General features: G+C 67.0%; 12 protein-coding genes and 3 rRNA genes. 11 read left to right on the top strand and 4 right to left on the bottom strand.

Annotated features, from left to right (window positions below; translation table 11 throughout):
• Positions 1–28 precede the first annotated feature (28 nt).
• From AMO33_RS10390 to AMO33_RS10380, 3 genes are read left to right on the top strand one after another with little or no spacing between them, the layout of a single operon-like run.
• Positions 29–2,191: a hypothetical protein gene (locus AMO33_RS10390; protein WP_076573660.1), complete on the top strand. Its 2,163-nt coding sequence runs from the start codon at positions 29–31 to the stop codon at positions 2,189–2,191.
• Positions 2,188–2,661 carry a GtrA family protein gene (locus AMO33_RS10385; RefSeq protein WP_011208516.1) on the top strand — a complete coding sequence of 158 codons (474 nt, stop codon included), beginning with the start codon at positions 2,188–2,190 and terminating at the stop codon, positions 2,659–2,661. Before AMO33_RS10390 ends, AMO33_RS10385 begins: the two co-directional genes overlap by 4 nt.
• Positions 2,662–2,671: 10 nt before the next feature.
• Positions 2,672–2,902 carry a Trm112 family protein gene (locus AMO33_RS10380; protein WP_060592294.1) on the top strand — a complete coding sequence of 77 codons (231 nt, stop codon included), beginning with the start codon at positions 2,672–2,674 and terminating at the stop codon, positions 2,900–2,902.
• 18 nt (positions 2,903–2,920) lie between these two features.
• Here the strand turns inward: AMO33_RS10380 and AMO33_RS10375 are convergent, their stop codons facing one another.
• The 3 genes from AMO33_RS10375 to AMO33_RS10365 are packed head-to-tail and all read right to left on the bottom strand — an operon-like array spanning position 2,921 to position 5,021.
• Positions 2,921–3,532, bottom strand: coding sequence for a TetR/AcrR family transcriptional regulator (locus AMO33_RS10375; protein ID WP_060592293.1), 612 nt, complete (start codon positions 3,530–3,532; stop codon positions 2,921–2,923).
• On the bottom strand, positions 3,529–4,293 hold the full coding sequence (locus tag AMO33_RS10370; RefSeq protein WP_060592291.1) for an ABC transporter permease: 765 nt from the start codon (positions 4,291–4,293) through the stop codon (positions 3,529–3,531). The genes AMO33_RS10375 and AMO33_RS10370 overlap by 4 nt, the downstream gene beginning before the upstream one ends.
• The gene (locus AMO33_RS10365) at positions 4,290–5,021 is read right to left on the bottom strand and encodes an ABC transporter ATP-binding protein (RefSeq protein WP_060592289.1); all 732 of its coding nucleotides are present in this window, start codon (positions 5,019–5,021) and stop codon (positions 4,290–4,292) included. The genes AMO33_RS10370 and AMO33_RS10365 overlap by 4 nt, the downstream gene beginning before the upstream one ends.
• A gap of 110 nt (positions 5,022–5,131) precedes the next feature.
• Here AMO33_RS10365 and AMO33_RS10360 point away from each other — a divergent pair, with 110 nt between their 5' ends.
• The 5 genes from AMO33_RS10360 (at position 5,132) to rrf (ending at position 12,954) form a co-directional block, all read left to right on the top strand.
• A complete protein-coding gene (locus AMO33_RS10360) occupies positions 5,132–5,770 on the top strand; it encodes a DNA-3-methyladenine glycosylase (RefSeq protein ID WP_060592288.1) in 639 nt (212 codons plus the stop codon).
• A gap of 141 nt (positions 5,771–5,911) precedes the next feature.
• Positions 5,912–7,201 carry a tyrosine--tRNA ligase gene (tyrS, locus tag AMO33_RS10355; protein WP_060593414.1) on the top strand — a complete coding sequence of 430 codons (1,290 nt, stop codon included), beginning with the start codon at positions 5,912–5,914 and terminating at the stop codon, positions 7,199–7,201.
• A 530-nt stretch (positions 7,202–7,731) separates the two neighbouring features.
• Positions 7,732–9,250, top strand: a 16S ribosomal RNA gene (locus tag AMO33_RS10350).
• Between the two features lie 338 nt (positions 9,251–9,588).
• Positions 9,589–12,718 (top strand): 23S ribosomal RNA (locus AMO33_RS10345).
• Between the two features lie 119 nt (positions 12,719–12,837).
• Positions 12,838–12,954, top strand: a 5S ribosomal RNA gene (gene rrf / locus AMO33_RS10340).
• Together the 16S, 23S and 5S rRNA genes form the textbook arrangement of a ribosomal RNA operon.
• Positions 12,955–13,042: 88 nt before the next feature.
• Here rrf and AMO33_RS33095 read toward each other — a convergent pair.
• A complete protein-coding gene (locus tag AMO33_RS33095; RefSeq protein ID WP_060592286.1) occupies positions 13,043–14,383 on the bottom strand; it encodes a hypothetical protein in 1,341 nt (446 codons plus the stop codon).
• On the opposite strand from AMO33_RS33095, the gene AMO33_RS33090 reads away from it, so the two are divergent.
• From AMO33_RS33090 to AMO33_RS10320, 3 genes are all read left to right on the top strand, one after another.
• On the top strand, positions 14,327–14,944 hold the full coding sequence (locus AMO33_RS33090) for a hypothetical protein (RefSeq protein ID WP_420846011.1): 618 nt from the start codon (positions 14,327–14,329) through the stop codon (positions 14,942–14,944). The genes AMO33_RS33095 and AMO33_RS33090 overlap by 57 nt on opposite strands.
• 151 nt (positions 14,945–15,095) lie before the next feature.
• Positions 15,096–15,983, top strand: coding sequence for an HAD-IIA family hydrolase (locus AMO33_RS10325; protein ID WP_041560038.1), 888 nt, complete (start codon positions 15,096–15,098; stop codon positions 15,981–15,983).
• A 13-nt stretch (positions 15,984–15,996) separates the two neighbouring features.
• The gene (locus AMO33_RS10320) at positions 15,997–16,263 is read left to right on the top strand and encodes a hypothetical protein (RefSeq protein ID WP_060592284.1); all 267 of its coding nucleotides are present in this window, start codon (positions 15,997–15,999) and stop codon (positions 16,261–16,263) included.

The raw sequence follows: 16,263 nt of genomic DNA, 5'->3' as shown, positions 1-16,263 counted from the left end.
GCGGTGGGGTCTGGTCACCGTGGCCGGGGTGATCGCGGGGTATGCGGCGGTGCTGCTGGCCAATGCCAGGCACTATTTCACCGACGACACCGAATCCCAGTACACCGCGCTGTGGGTGGGGCTCGGCCGGGCCCTGCGCGAGGGCACGTTCCCGGTGATGGTGCCCGAGCAGTGGATGGCCGGGAACAACACCATGGACGACGCGGGTCTGTACAACCCCCCGCAGCTGCTCATCGACCTCATCGCGCCCTCGATCGACAACGTCGCGGTGTACGCGACGGTGGTCAAGCTGATCTTCTCGATCATCGCCGCGCTCGGTGTGTACCGGATCTGCCTGGTCTACGGCGCCCGCCCGGCGTGGTCGGCGGTGGCGGGCGTGGCGTTCCCGCTGTCGGGCTTCTTCCTGTTCTTCGACCAGGCCAGCTGGATGACCGCGCTCACCGGCACCGCCTGGATGGTGCACGCGTGGGCGTCCTCGGTGCGGTACACCCGCGGGCTGGCCGGCCCGATCCCGGTGTTCGTGTTCCTCTATCTGACCATCTCGACCCAGTACATCTTCCCGGCCGTGGAGGCGGTGCTGATGCTGGCGGCGGTCGCGGTCGCCGAGCTGGTCCGGCAGCGCCGATGGCAGCCGGTGCTGCGGCTGACGCTGGTCTCGGCGTGCGCGGGCCTGGCCGGCCTGCTGACCTTCCTGCCCAGCATCCTCTCGGCCAAGGTCACCTGGCGCGGCACCTCCCAGATCATCAACGACCAGTTCCTGACCGTGCCCTGGTCGGAATCGCTCAATGCCAGCCTGCCCAGCGCGATGCCCGCCTTCACCTCCTGGTGGGGGTATGTGCAGCCGATCCCGATGACCTACATCGCCTGGTTCGTGATCCCGGCGCTGGCCTTCGTCGACTGGCGACGGGCGGGACGGGGCTGGCGCGAATACCTGGCGGTCGCGCTGTTCGCCGGGATGATGCTGATGTGGACGGCGGGCCCCGGCACCATCGGGCCGCTGCGCTGGCCGGCCCGGGTGCTGCCGATGCTGGCGATCGGACTGCTGGTGCTGGTGTGCGTGCTGCTCGGCCGCTACGGCACGCTGCGCGACCGCCGCGGCCGGTCCGTCGCCGCGGGCCTGCTGATCCTGGCGCTGTTCGTGCGCACCTTCTCCGCCGACCCGCACGACGTCGGCTGGCACGTGCTCTCCGCGCTCGCCGTCGCGGCACTGGGCGTGGCCGTGGTCCGGCTCGCGGGGACCCGCGGCGTGGCAGCGGCGTGCGCGCTCACCATCGTCGCCATGTTCCCGATCGCCTACCTGCAGGTGCGCGACGCCCAGCCGACCCCGATGGCGTGGAACCTGCCCGCCGACCGCGGCGAGGCCAAGGCCGCCTTCCCCGATTTCGAGGGCACCACCCTGCAACTCGGCGAGCGCGGCCTGTTGCAGCCGCAGGACCGTTCGCTCGACGGCGCCTACGGCTCGCTGGTGTTCGGCAACTACGCCCGCGCGCTGGAGCGCGATTACGTCAACGGCTACACCCCGACCGGCTACTTCTACTTCGGCGAACTGCTGTGCATGCGCTGGGACAGCAGCGTCTGCCCCGACGCCTACCGGCGCGTGTTCGCGCCCGAACCGAGCACCGGCCGTCCACTGGTCGACCTGATGAAGGTCGACCGGGTGGTGCTGCAGCGCGCCCTGTTCCCCGACGTGCCGAACCAGCCCGCGCCCGACGGCTGGAAATGGGTCGACCAGCCCGGCCACGAGCGCTACATCGCGGTGCTCGAACGGGTCGACGGCCCGGTGTCCACGGTGAACGGGCGGATCGCCCACACCAGGAACGCGACCGCCACCTCGATCGACGAGACCGACACCACCAGCCGGGTGCGGGTCAGCGCCGAACAGGGCGGACAGGTCGTCTTCGCCCGGCTCGGGTGGCCCGGTTACCGGGCGACGCTGAACGGCACGCCGGTGCCGATCACCACCGTGGCCAAGTCGTTCGTCGCGGTGGACCTGCCGCCGGGCACCACCGACGCCGAACTGGTGCTGACCTGGCGGCCGCCCGGCTGGAAGATCGGCATCGCCGCGATGGCGGCGGGCCTCGTCGGGCTCGGCCTGATGCAGTGGTGGTACGTGCGGTCCACGCGCAGGCCCGCCGGCGATGATCCCGAACCGGGGGTGCCCGAGCGGGTCCCGGTGGACGTGCGGGCATGAGCACCGGTCTCGACCCGACGTCCGGGGCCGGTGCGGTGGCCGCCCTCCGGCGCGTCCTGCGCAGGCAGGAGGTCGGCTTCGCGCTGATCGGCGGCTTCAACACGGTGCTCGGCATGGTGCTCACCGTGGCGTGGCTGACGGTGCTGCCGGACCGGCCCTGGGCGCCCTCGGCCGCCGTCGCGCTCGCCTACGCCATCGGCATCACCGTCGCGTTCGTGTTGCACCGGACGCTGGTGTTCCGCGTGCGCGGGCGAGTGCTGCGCGATTTCCTCGGCTTCGTGGCCGTGAACTCCGGCGGACTGGTGTTGAACATGGCGCTGCTCTCGTTGGCGGTGTCGGTGTGCGGGCTGCCCGAAAAGCCCTCGGCGGTGGTCGTGATGGGCGTGGTCGCGGTGGCGAGCTTCTTCGGCCACCGCCACATCTCGTTCCGGCGTCGGCCGGTCGCCGCACCCGACGAGCCGGTCGGGTAGGTTCACCACCATGTCGGAGCGCACCGTCCTGGATCCCACTCTGCTCGAGCTGCTGGCCTGCCCGCAGGACAAGGGGCCGCTGCTGCTGGTCCGTGACAACGCGGGCGCCGACGTTCTCTACAACCCCCGCCTGCGCCGCGCCTACCCGATCGAGAACGGCATCCCGGTCCTGCTCGTGGACGAGGCGCGCGATGTCGCCGACGACGAGCACGCGGCGTTGGTGGCCCACCAGCGCGACTGACCCCGCGTCACCGCCACGTCATGCGGAACCGAGGTCGCCGGTGAGATAGCGCTGCAGGGTCGGCCCGACCGCCGCGGCGAGCTCGTCGAGCGGCATCGAGGCCAGCGGCTCGACGCCGATGATCTTGCGGGCCACCATGATTCCCATCATCTGCGAGGCAGCCAGTGCCACGCGGGCGCGCCCGTCGTCGGTGTCGGTGGCGATGCGCCTGCGCACCCGTTCGAGCACCACCTCCAGCACGAACGTGCGGGCCAGCGCCGGTTCGGCACCGGTGAGCAGTGTGCGCGCCACCGCGACCACCGCCGGTCCGGCGGGGGAGTCCCAGATGGCGGTGACCGCCCGGATGATCGTCGCGCCCAGCTGCTCGACCGGCGTCGCGTCGATCACCGCGAGCACGGCCTCCGGGTCGACCGGCAGGTCCACCACCGCGGTGAACAGCTGCTGCTTCGTGCCGAAGTAGTGGTGGACCAGGGCCGGATCCACCCCGGCGTCGGCGGCGACCGCGCGGATCGAGGTCCGGTCGAAACCGTGTTCGGCGAAGCGCACCCGCGCCGCGTCGAGGATCGCCTGCCGTGCCCCGGACCGGCCGGGCCGCCGTCCCGCGCCGCGCCCGGCCCCGGTGCTGCTCACGGAGTCTGCCGCCGGAGGGTCGCGGCCCCGAGCACCAGCGCGACCAGCGCGAACCCGGCGACGATCAGCAGGTCCACCCACATCCGCCCGGTGGCTTCGGGGTGCACCGACACCTCCTGCAACGCGTCCACGGCATAACTCAACGGCATCACGTTGCTGATGATCTCGAGCCAGCGCGGTAGTTGGTCACGCGGGACGAGCAACCCGCACAGGAAGATCTGCGGCGCCACCACCACCGGCATGAATTGCACCGCCTGGAATTCGGTGCGGGCGAAGGCGCTGGCCAACAGCCCGAGCGCGACCCCGCAGATCGCGTCGACCACGGCGATCAGCACCACCCAGCCGGGATTGCCCGCGGCCTCCAGCCCGAGCAGTCCGAAGGCGACCAGGCACGCCACCGCCGCCTGGGCGGCCGCGGCGAGGGAGAAGGCGCTGCCGTAGCCGCCGAGCAGGTCGAGTTTGGACAGCGGCGTGGTGAGCAGGCGTTCCAGCGTTCCGGAGGTGCGTTCGCGCTGCATGGCGATGGCGGTGATGAGGAACATGACGATGAACGGCAGGATGCCGAGCATGCTGATGCCGACGCGGTCGAACAGGGCGGGCGCGTGCGGGCTCGCCGGGGTGTCGGCGTAGATGAAGTACAACAGCGTCATCAACAGGGCCGGGACGACCAGGATCATCGCGACCGTTCGGTGGTCGTTGCGCAGTTGCCGCAGGATGCGGCCGGTGGTGGCGGCGTACGGGCGAAGCGTCGGGGTGCTCATGCGTGCTGTCCCATCGTGATGAGGGTCAGGAAGGCCTTCTCGAGGTTGTCCTGTCCGGTCCGTGCCCGGAGTTCGTCCGGGCTGAGTTCGGCCAGCAGCCTGCCCTCGCGCATGAGCAGCAGCCGGTCGCAGTGTTCGGCCTCGTCCATCACGTGGCTGGAGACCAGCAGTGTGGTGCCGGCGGCGGCGAGTTCGTGGAACTGCTTCCACAGCTCCACCCGCAGCACCGGGTCCAGGCCCACGGTGGGCTCGTCCAGGATCAGCAGTTCCGGTCGCGCCACCAACGCGCAGGCCAGGGAGGCACGGGTCTTCTGTCCGCCGGAGAGCTCGTCGCCGCGGTGATGGGCGTGCTCGCGCAGGCCGACCGCGGTGAGCGCCTCGTCGACCTCGGCGCGGTCGCGGCCGTACAGCGCCGCGAAATAGGCGACGTTCTCGCGCACGCTGATGTCGTTGTAGATGCTCGGCGCCTGGGTGACATAGCCGATCCGCCTGCGCAGCTCCGCCGCGCCCGCGGGCAGGCCGAGCGCGCTGATCCGGCCGGAGCGCACCTGCTGGGTGCCGACGATGCTGCGCATCAGGGTCGTCTTGCCGCAGCCGGACGGCCCGAGCAGCCCGGTGATCGTGCCGGACGGAATGGTCAGGGAAATCTCGTGCAGGACCGGTCGTCCGCCGCGGTGCACGACGAGATCGCGGACGTCGACGGCGGGGGTGGGCGAAGGACGCGACATGGCCGCCTAAATTCATCGTGTGTTGAATTCACTCTGTGGTGAATTCAACGCCTCCCACCGCCCGGGCGCAAGAGGTGCGTCCACCGGCCTTGTCGGGGCCGTCCGGGACAATGGCCGTCGTGTCTGTCGAGGAACTGGTTGTCGATCCGCCCACCGCCGCCCGCCGGCTGCTCGGTGCCACCCTGCGCTCCGGCCAGGTCGCGGTCCGGCTCGTCGAGGTCGAGGCCTACGGCGGGGATGCGGAGGGCCCGTGGCCGGATCCGGCCTCGCACTCCGGTCGCGGCCGGACCAAGCGCAACGCCGTGATGTTCGGTCCGGCCGGTTACCTCTACGTCTATCTGAGCTACGGGATGCACACCTGCGTCAACGTGACCACCGGGCCCGACGGCACCGCCAGCGCGGTGCTGCTACGCGCGGGCGAGGTGGTCGACGGGCTCGACGTCGTGCGCGGCCGGCGTCCCACCGCCCGCACCGACGCCGACCTCGCCCGCGGGCCGGGCAACTTCGGCACCGCCCTCGGCATCGCGCTCGACGACTACGGCACCGCGCTGTTCGACCCGGCCGCCCCGATTCGCCTGGAGCTGGCCGACCCGCTGCCCGCGGCACTGATCGCCGACGGCCCCCGCGTCGGCGTGAGCAGCGAGGCCGACCGGCCCTGGCGGTTCTGGCTGCCGTCCTCGCCCGCCGTCTCGGCCTACCGGCGCAGCCCCCGTGCGCCCGGCGCGGCCACGGTGCGCGCCCCGCGGTGAATTCCGGCGCGTCCCCTCGCGGTCGACGGTGCCGGCGTGTCGTGGGTCGGCGGGTGGCGCCCGCCGACCCCGTCGACACTGTTCCGCACCGGTGAGACCTGCCGGTCGGCGGTGGATCCCGGTGCGGAAAGATGGGACGGCGTGAGCGGCGACATCATCGATGAACTGACCTGGCGCGGGTTGATCGCGCAGTCCACCGACCTCGACGCCCTGCGCGCGGCGTTGGCCGCCGGACCGCTGACCCTCTATGCCGGTTTCGATCCCACCGCGGCGAGCCTGCACGCGGGCCACCTCGTCCCGTTGCTGGCGCTCAGGCGGTTCCAGCGGGCCGGTCACCGCCCCATCGTGCTGGCCGGCGGCGCGACCGGTCTCATCGGCGATCCCCGCGACGTCGGCGAGCGCACCATGAACTCCTCCGACACCGTCGCCGAATGGGCCCGGCGCATCCGGTCCCAGCTCGAGCGGTTCGTCGATCTCGACGACTCGCCGACCGGCGCGGTGATCGTGAACAACATGGACTGGACCGGTCCGCTGAGCGCCGTCGATTTCCTGCGCGACATCGGCAAGCACTTCTCGGTGAACGTCATGCTGGCCCGCGACACCGTCAAGCGGCGCCTGGAGGGCGACGGCATGTCCTACACCGAGTTCAGCTACATGCTGCTGCAGGCCAACGACTACGTGCAGCTGCGCCGCAGCTTCGGCTGCCGCCTCCAGGTCGGCGGCTCGGACCAGTGGGGCAACATCATCGCCGGCGTCGAACTCAACCGCCGCCTGGACGGCGAGTCCGTGCACGCGCTCACCGTCCCGCTGGTGACCTCCGCCGACGGCAAGAAGTTCGGCAAGTCCACCGGCGGCGGCAGCCTCTGGCTCGACCCCGAGATGACCAGCCCGTACGCCTGGTACCAGTACTTCGTGAACACCGCGGACGCCGACGTCGTCCGCTACCTGCGCTGGTTCACCTTCCTCGACCGCGAGGAGCTCGCCGAGCTCGAGCGGGCCACGGCCGAACGTCCGCACGCCAGGGAGGCGCAGCGCAGGCTCGCCGCCGAGATGACCACGCTGGTGCACGGCGAGCAGCACACCAGGGCGGTACAGCTGGCCAGCCAGGCGCTGTTCGGTCGCGGCGACCTGCGCGAGCTGGACGAGGCGACGCTCGGTGCGGCCCTGCGGGAAGCCGCGGGGGAGGGCGAGGTCGCACGGGTCACGCCCGGCGAGCCGGCCACGATCGTCGACCTGCTGGTGGCGACCGGCCTGGCCGAGAGCCGGGGCGCGGCCCGTCGCACCGTCAACGAGGGCGGCGCCGCGGTGAACAACCAGAAGATCGCCGATCCGGACTGGACCCCCGCCGACGGCGACTACCTGCACGGACGCTGGCTGGTCGTGCGCCGCGGCAAGCGCAATATGGCCGGCGTGCTGCGCGACGGAAATTGATCTTGGTGGCTTGGGTCACATTTGCGTGGCCCAAGCCCGTTTCCGGCCTGCTGGCGAGCCTCTGACCTGCGGAATCACACCGGTGTAGTGCGGATTTGACGAGGCGTTATCCGGCGCGTAACTTATTCAACGTCAGAGCGACACGGACACCGACCCGGAGCCGCAACGCTGAGCCGAGAGGCTGGGCGGGGCCTGGGAAACGAGGTAGGACGAGGAGCGCCTGACGGGCAGCAGGACCATGTGACGCAGCGGACTTGACTCCGGGCGGTGCAGTGGTTAGACTGGAAAAGTTGCCTCACAGAAGCTCCGGCGAAAATCCGGATCGGATGTGTGTGCGTGTGTTCTTTGAGAACTCAATAGTGTGTCGATGAATGTCAGTGCCAAATATTTTTTGGTTCCGGTTCCTCATACCCCCGTGTGAGGGTCGGATATTTTTTGTCAGCTAATTTCCGGCTGGCGATTGTTTTGCTGGGTTTTCGGACTCTAGTTTTGTACTTTTGATTGCGCCCTGTGGGTGTGATTGTGAGTCTTCAACGGAGAGTTTGATCCTGGCTCAGGACGAACGCTGGCGGCGTGCTTAACACATGCAAGTCGAGCGGTAAGGCCCTTCGGGGTACACGAGCGGCGAACGGGTGAGTAACACGTGGGTGATCTGCCCTGTACTTCGGGATAAGCCTGGGAAACTGGGTCTAATACCGGATATGACCTTACATCGCATGGTGTTTGGTGGAAAGATTTATCGGTACAGGATGGGCCCGCGGCCTATCAGCTTGTTGGTGGGGTAATGGCCTACCAAGGCGACGACGGGTAGCCGGCCTGAGAGGGCGACCGGCCACACTGGGACTGAGACACGGCCCAGACTCCTACGGGAGGCAGCAGTGGGGAATATTGCACAATGGGCGAAAGCCTGATGCAGCGACGCCGCGTGAGGGATGACGGCCTTCGGGTTGTAAACCTCTTTCGACAGGGACGAAGCGCAAGTGACGGTACCTGTAGAAGAAGCACCGGCCAACTACGTGCCAGCAGCCGCGGTAATACGTAGGGTGCGAGCGTTGTCCGGAATTACTGGGCGTAAAGAGCTTGTAGGCGGTTTGTCGCGTCGTCCGTGAAAACTTGGGGCTCAACCCCAAGCTTGCGGGCGATACGGGCAGACTTGAGTACTGCAGGGGAGACTGGAATTCCTGGTGTAGCGGTGAAATGCGCAGATATCAGGAGGAACACCGGTGGCGAAGGCGGGTCTCTGGGCAGTAACTGACGCTGAGAAGCGAAAGCGTGGGTAGCGAACAGGATTAGATACCCTGGTAGTCCACGCCGTAAACGGTGGGCGCTAGGTGTGGGTTTCCTTCCACGGGATCCGTGCCGTAGCTAACGCATTAAGCGCCCCGCCTGGGGAGTACGGCCGCAAGGCTAAAACTCAAAGGAATTGACGGGGGCCCGCACAAGCGGCGGAGCATGTGGATTAATTCGATGCAACGCGAAGAACCTTACCTGGGTTTGACATACACCGGAAACCTGCAGAGATGTAGGCCCCCTTGTGGTCGGTGTACAGGTGGTGCATGGCTGTCGTCAGCTCGTGTCGTGAGATGTTGGGTTAAGTCCCGCAACGAGCGCAACCCTTGTCCTGTGTTGCCAGCGCGTTATGGCGGGGACTCGCAGGAGACTGCCGGGGTCAACTCGGAGGAAGGTGGGGACGACGTCAAGTCATCATGCCCCTTATGTCCAGGGCTTCACACATGCTACAATGGCCGGTACAGAGGGCTGCGATACCGTGAGGTGGAGCGAATCCCTTAAAGCCGGTCTCAGTTCGGATCGGGGTCTGCAACTCGACCCCGTGAAGTTGGAGTCGCTAGTAATCGCAGATCAGCAACGCTGCGGTGAATACGTTCCCGGGCCTTGTACACACCGCCCGTCACGTCATGAAAGTCGGTAACACCCGAAGCCGGTGGCCTAACCCCTTGTGGGAGGGAGCCGTCGAAGGTGGGATCGGCGATTGGGACGAAGTCGTAACAAGGTAGCCGTACCGGAAGGTGCGGCTGGATCACCTCCTTTCTAAGGAGCACTTCTCCACGATGCGTCACACAGGTGATTGTGGTCGTGGCAGAGGCCATGTCGGACTCGAATGTAGTCCGGTGGTTGCTCATGGGTGGAACGCTGGCATGTGCCTCGTGTATCGGTTGGTCCTGTGTGGCCGGCCGGCGGGGATGTAGTCGACACACTGTTGGGTCCTGAGAGAACACGCGAGTGACTCTCTAGGTATGAGATAACGACGAGGCTGGATCTTCAGTCATACCGCGGGGCTTTCTTCGGAGGGTTTCGGTCTGGTGCTGAGTCAGGGTTTGGTCTTGTGTGTTGTTTGAGAACTGCACAGTGGACGCGAGCATCTTTGTTTGTAAGTGTTTAAGAGCGTTCGGTGGATGCCTTGGCACCAGGAGCCGATGAAGGACGTAGGAGGCTGCGATAAGCCTCGGGGAGCTGTCAACCGAGCTGAGATCCGAGGATTTCCGAATGGGGAAACCCAGCACGAGTGATGTCGTGTTACCCGCGCCTGAATATATAGGGTGTGTGGAGGGAACGTGGGGAAGTGAAACATCTCAGTACCCACAGGAAGAGAAAACAAGAGTGATTCCGTGAGTAGTGGCGAGCGAAAGCGGATGAGGCTAAACCATGTAGATGTGATAGCCGGCAGGCGTTGTCTATGTGGGGTTGTGGGGTTGCTCTTCCCGGTTCTGCCGAGCTGGGCGTGAGTCAGAAACCGTTGTGTTAGCTGAAGTGGTCTGGGACGGCCTACCGTAGACGGTGAGAGTCCGGTAAGTGAAAACATGACGGCTCATGTGAGTGATACCCGAGTAGCAGCGGGCCCGTGAAATCTGCTGTGAATCTGCCGGGACCACCCGGTAAGCCTGAATACTCCCTGGTGACCGATAGCGGACTAGTACCGTGAGGGAAAGGTGAAAAGTACCCCGGGAGGGGAGTGAAATAGTACCTGAAACCGTGCGCTTACAATCCGTCAGGGCCTGCGAGTGACTTTGTTGCTGTGGGTGATGGCGTGCCTTTTGAAGAATGAGCCTGCGAGTTAGTGGCATGTGGCGAGGTTAACCCGTGTGGGGTAGCCGTAGCGAAAGCGAGTCCGAATAGGGCGTTGAGTCGCGTGTTCTAGACCCGAAGCGGAGTGATCTACCCATGGCCAGGGTGAAGCGACGGTAAGACGTCGTGGAGGCCCGAACCCACTTAGGTTGAAAACTGAGGGGATGAGCTGTGGGTAGGGGTGAAAGGCCAATCAAACTCCGTGATAGCTGGTTCTCCCCGAAATGCATTTAGGTGCAGCGTCACGTGTTTCACGCCGGAGGTAGAGCTACTGGATGGCCTAGGGGGCCTACAAGCTTACCGAAGTCAGCCAAACTCCGAATGCCGGTGTGTGAGAGCGTGGCAGTGAGACTGCGGGGGATAAGCTTCGTAGTCGAGAGGGAAACAGCCCAGATCGCCGGCTAAGGCCCCTAAGCGTGTACTAAGTGGAAAAGGATGTGGGGTCGCGAAGACAACCAGGAGGTTGGCTTAGAAGCAGCCACCCTTGAAAGAGTGCGTAATAGCTCACTGGTCAAGTGATCCTGCGCCGACAATGTAGCGGGGCTCAAGTACACCGCCGAAGCCGCGGCACTCCAACATGACATCCGCATCGGGTTACGGTCCGGTGCGCAGTGGTTGGGGTGGGTAGGGGAGCGTCGTGCAGCCAGGGAAGCAGCGGGGTAACCCAGTTGTGGAGGCTGTGCGAGTGAGAATGCAGGCATGAGTAGCGAAAGACGAGTGAGAAACTCGTCCGCCGAATGACCAAGGGTTCCTGGGCCAGGTTAATCCGCCCAGGGTGAGTCGGGACCTAAGGCGAGGCCGACAGGCGTAGTCGATGGACAACGGGTTGATATTCCCGTACCCGTGTATCCGCGCCCAATGGCGAATCAGTGGTGCTAAGTGCCCAAAAGCGGATGGACCTCCTTCGGGAGGCCGGAAGTGGCTGCGCACGACCCCTGCTGTAGTAGTCAAGCGATGGGGTGACGCAGGAAGGTAGCTGGGCCAGTGAGTGGTTGTACTGGTGTAAGCCTGTAGGGCGTTGTGTAGGCAAATCCGCACAACATGAGCCTGAGAGGTGATGCGTAGCCGATTGAGGTGAATTCAGTGATCCTATGCTGCCGAGAAAAGCCTCTAGTGAGTTGGTACACGGCCCGTACCCCAAACCGACACAGGTGGTCAGGTAGAGAATACCGAGGCGATCGAGAGAACTGTGGTTAAGGAACTCGGCAAAATGCCCCCGTAACTTCGGGAGAAGGGGGACCTGATCTGGTGACCGGTCTTGCACCGTGAGCTGGGTTGGGTCGCAGAGACCAGAGAGAAGCGACTGTTTACTAAAAACACAGGTCCGTGCGAAGTCGTAAGACGATGTATACGGACTGACGCCTGCCCGGTGCCGGAAGGTTAAGAGGACCGGTTAGCGCTTCGGCGCGAAGCTGAGAATTTAAGCCCCGGTAAACGGCGGTGGTAACTATAACCATCCTAAGGTAGCGAAATTCCTTGTCGGGTAAGTTCCGACCTGCACGAATGGCGTAACGACTTCTCTGCTGTCTCAACCACAGACTCGGCGAAATTGCATTACGAGTAAAGATGCTCGTTACGCGCGGCAGGACGAAAAGACCCCGGGACCTTCACTATAGCTTGGTATTGGTGTTCGGTACGGTTTGTGTAGGATAGGTGGGAGACTGTGAAAGCCACACGCCAGTGTGGTGGGAGTCGTCGTTGAAATACCACTCTGATCGTATTGGACTTCTAACCTCGGGCCATGATCTGGTTCAGGGACAGTGCCTGGTGGGTAGTTTAACTGGGGCGGTTGCCTCCTAAAATGTAACGGAGGCGCCCAAAGGTTCCCTCAGCCTGGTTGGCAATCAGGTGTCGAGTGCAAGTGCACAAGGGAGCTTGACTGTGAGACTGACGGGTCGAGCAGGGACGAAAGTCGGGACTAGTGATCCGGCACCGGCATGTGGAAGCGGTGTCGCTCAACGGATAAAAGGTACCCCGGGGATAACAGGCTGATCTTCCCCAAGAGTCCATATCGACGGGATGGTTTGGCACCTCGATGTCGGCTCGTCGCATCCTGGGGCTGGAGTAGGTCCCAAGGGTTGGGCTGTTCGCCCATTAAAGCGGCACGCGAGCTGGGTTTAGAACGTCGTGAGACAGTTCGGTCTCTATCCGCCGCGCGCGTCAGAAACTTGAGGAAGGCTGTCCCTAGTACGAGAGGACCGGGACGGACGAACCTCTGGTGTGCCAGTTGTCCTGCCAAGGGCACTGCTGGTTAGCTACGTTCGGAAGGGATAACCGCTGAAAGCATCTAAGCGGGAAGCCTGTTCCAAGATGAGGTTTCTCACCCCCTCGAGGGGGTAAGGCCCCCCACAGACCATGGGGTTGATAGGCCAGAACTGGAAGCGCGGTAACGTGTGGAGGTGACTGGTACTAATCGGCCGAGGACTTACCAACAACGATGTTACGCGTCCACTGTGCGGTATCTGAAACAACACACAACCCACCGTTGACACCCGCCCCATCACCGAAAGGGTGTGGGGTGTGTGCGGGTGGTGTGGATAGTTTCATAGAGTTACGGCGGTCATAGCGGTGGGGAAACGCCCGGTCCCATTCCGAACCCGGAAGCTAAGCCTGCCAGCGCCGATGGTACTGCACTCGACAGGGTGTGGGAGAGTAGGACACCGCCGGAACATCCTTTCCTGATAGGGGACCCATGACTGGGTCCCCTATCGGCATTTCCGGAACCACCCACACCCCCAGACACCGGCCACCCACCGACTACCACACCGGCACGTGATTGAATTCAAGAGGGCCAGCAAACCCTCTGCTGAAAAAACTCGGAAAGGGAACACCGTGTCCGAACACAATGACGGTCGGAGGCCGTTCCGGCGCGCGTCCGATGCGGGTCAGCGCGGTGCCGGCGCCGACCGTCCCGGTGCGGACAGCGGCGCCACCGGCGATCGGGACTCCGGGCGATCGGGCGGCGCGGGCGAGCGTCGCGGGTTCCGCCGTGGCGAGCCGGATAGTGGGCAGCGAAGTGATTCGACCGGACGCGGCGGCTACGAGCAGCGCGGCGGTCGGGATCGCGGCGGCTACGAGCGGACCTCGGGGGATCGCGGCGGCTTCGGGCGCGGTGAAACCGGCGACCGGGGTGGATTCCGCCGCGGCGGCTCCGAAGGCGGCCGCGACCGTGGCGACGAGCGCGGTGGTTTCCGGAGTGGGGAAGGCGGCCGTGGTGCCGGCGGCGGCTTCCGTCGCGGCGAGTCGCGCGGTTTCGACCGGCGTGATCCGGGTTTGGAGAGTGCCGGCGGCTTCGCTCGTGGACGTGATGCGGATCGGGCCGGCGGCGACCGCGGATCGCGCGGTGCGGACGCGGGTGAGCGTGGTTTCCGTCGCGGCGGCGAGCCCGGTGGTTCGCGCGAAGGCGGCGGTGTCGCGCGCGGTACGTCCGGTGAGCGCGGCGGGTTCCGTCGCGGTGGACCGTCCGAGGGCGGCTCCCGGTACGGTGCGCCCGATCGGGGCGACGACCGGGGAGGTGCGCAGCGCGGCGGGTTCCGTCGTGGTGCGTCGGATCGTGACGACCGCGGGCGTGGTGGGTTCGATCGCGGTGGGGCGGCGCGCGGTGCCGGCGGCGGAGGTGAGCGCGAGGGTTCCGAGCGCGGCGGTTTCCGTCGTGGCGGCGAACGGGGCGGCTCCTCCAGCGGCAGTGAGCGTGGTGGTTACCCGCGCGGTGGTTCCGACTCCCGGGGTGCGGATCGTGGCCCCGGACGCGGCGGTTCCGGATTCGACGCGACGGCTCGTGGGGGTTCCCGCGACGCCGGTGCGGATCGTGCGCACGATGATGCGGAGCGTGGGGCGTCGGCACTGGGCGGCGAGCGCGGTGGTTTCCCGCGGGGCGGGGACGAGCGGCGCGGGTCCGGCGCGCGTGGCGAGTTCGAGGACCGGCGGCGCGGTGGTGAAGGTGCGCGCGGTACGGGAGGACGCAATCTCGAGCGGCGGGCGCCGCGGCCGGAGGAGCCGGATCTGCCCGACGACGTGGAGGCGTCGGACCTCGATCCCGCGGTGCGCCGGGATCTGCTGAGCCTGGACAAGGGCAATGCCGAGACCGTGGCGCGGCACCTGGTGATGGCGGTGCGGCTGCTGGACGACGATCCGCGGCTGGCGTTGGCGCACGCACGCGCGGCGCGGCAGCGGGCCGGGCGGATCGCGGTGGTGCGCGAAACCGCGGGCGTGGTGGCCTATCACGCGGGGGAATGGGCCGAGGCGCTGTCGGAGCTGCGGACCGCGCGGCGGATGTCGGGCGGTTCGGGTCTGCTGGCGGTGATGGCCGACTGCGAACGCGGGCTCGGTCGTCCCGAGCGGGCCATCGAACTGGGCCGCAGTGACGAGGCCAGGGCGCTCACCGGGGACGAGGCCAGCGAACTGCGGATCGTCGTGGCGGGCGCCCGGATGGACCTGGGCCAGTACGACCAGGCGGTCGTCACCCTGCAGACCGACGACCTCGATCCCGAGCGCACCGGCTCCTCGGCCGCCCGCCTGTTCTACGCCTATGCCGACGCGCTGGTCGCCGCGGGCCGCACCGCCGAGGGCCTGGAGTGGTTCCTCAACGCAGCCGCCGCCGATCTCGACGGCGAAACCGATGCCGAGGACCGCGCGGCCGAACTGACCGGGGACGCCTGAGCCCGGCCGCGGATCGATCCCGGGGATCCGGGACCGCCTCGACCACCCGGCGCTCGTGTCGGCGGGCTGACGTAGTGTCGTGTCACGCCGGTGCGGCGGGGGCACGGCCGGGGTGGATGCGCCGGGGTGGATGCGACGAAGTGGGAGTGGTGTGACGCGGTTACGAGATCGCTATGAGGCGTTGCTGCTCGACCTGGACGGCACGCTGTACCGGGGTCCGGTGGTGATCGCCGGTGCGCCGGAGGCGTTGGCCGCCGCGGCGACATCGCAGCGGCTGGCCTATGTCACCAACAACGCCAGCCGCGGGCCCGCGGTGGTCGCCGCGCATCTGGCCGAGCTGGGGTTCCCTGCGCGGGCCGAGGACGTGGTGACCAGCGCGCAGGCCGCGGTCCGGTTGCTGGCCGAGCGGCTCGAACCGGGCGCGACCGTCCTCGTGGTCGGCACCGATGATCTGGCCGCCGAGGTGGAGGAAGCCGGGTTGAAGCCCATCCGGCGGTTCGACGGTGCCCCGCCCGCCGCGGTCGTGCAAGGACATTCCCCCCAGACGGCGTGGCCGGACCTGGCCGAGGCCGCCTACGCGGTGCGCGCGGGCGCGCTGTGGGTCGCGGCCAACACCGACCGCACCCTGCCCAACGAGCGTGGTCTCGCGCCCGGCAACGGCGCGATGGTCGCGGCGTTGCAGGCCGCCACCGACCGTGCGCCGGTGGTCGCCGGCAAGCCGTACGCGCCGCTGCTCGAGGACGCCGTCGCCCGGGTCGGCACCCGCGCCGCGCTCGTGGTCGGCGACCGGCTCGACACCGACATCGAGGGCGCCGATCGGGTCGCCCTGGATTCGCTGCTGGTGCTCACCGGCGTGAGCACCCTCGACGAGCTGCGCGCCGCGCCGCCGGAGCGGATCCCGACCTACGTGGCCGAGAGCCTGGACGCGCTCAACCACCCGCCGGTCGCCGACGACGCCGAGCTGGACCTGGCCGAGCGGCTGCGCAAGTACCCCGGCAGGGCGGTGACGGTACGCGCGTCCCGTTCGGAAATCCGATAGCGTTGGCACCACGATGACTACTCCGACCAATGCGCCCCGACCGGGGGTCCCGCTGCCCGGGCAGCATCTGCCCGGCGCGCAGGGTCGGCCGGAACCGGCCGACCCGGACCGGATCCGCGCCGAGATCGATGAGCTGCTCGCCGAACTCGACGCGGGCGGCGGCCGCACCGGACCGGCCGAGCACGCCGAGACCGGCGCGGACATCACGCGGCGCGCCCGCATCCTGGAACAGGCACACGAGGTGTTGGTCCAGGCACTGGCCACGGTGGACAAGATCTGA

This window comes from Nocardia farcinica (genome assembly GCF_001182745.1).
Classification (GTDB): Bacteria; Actinomycetota; Actinomycetes; order Mycobacteriales; family Mycobacteriaceae; genus Nocardia; species Nocardia farcinica.
This window is presented reverse-complemented; position numbering and strand designations above follow the sequence as displayed.

Excerpts from the sequence above, each read along its gene's own strand:
- AMO33_RS10385 (WP_011208516.1), top strand. The coding sequence starts at position 2,188 with ATGAGCACCGGTCTCGACCCGACGTCCGGGGCCGGTGCGGTGGCCGCC.
- AMO33_RS10380 (WP_060592294.1), top strand. The coding sequence starts at position 2,672 with ATGTCGGAGCGCACCGTCCTGGATCCCACTCTGCTCGAGCTGCTGGCC.
- AMO33_RS10370 (WP_060592291.1), bottom strand. The coding sequence starts at position 4,293 with ATGAGCACCCCGACGCTTCGCCCGTACGCCGCCACCACCGGCCGCATC.
- AMO33_RS10365 (WP_060592289.1), bottom strand. The coding sequence starts at position 5,021 with ATGTCGCGTCCTTCGCCCACCCCCGCCGTCGACGTCCGCGATCTCGTC.
- AMO33_RS10360 (WP_060592288.1), top strand. The coding sequence starts at position 5,132 with ATGGCCGTCGTGTCTGTCGAGGAACTGGTTGTCGATCCGCCCACCGCC.
- AMO33_RS10320 (WP_060592284.1), top strand. The coding sequence starts at position 15,997 with ATGACTACTCCGACCAATGCGCCCCGACCGGGGGTCCCGCTGCCCGGG.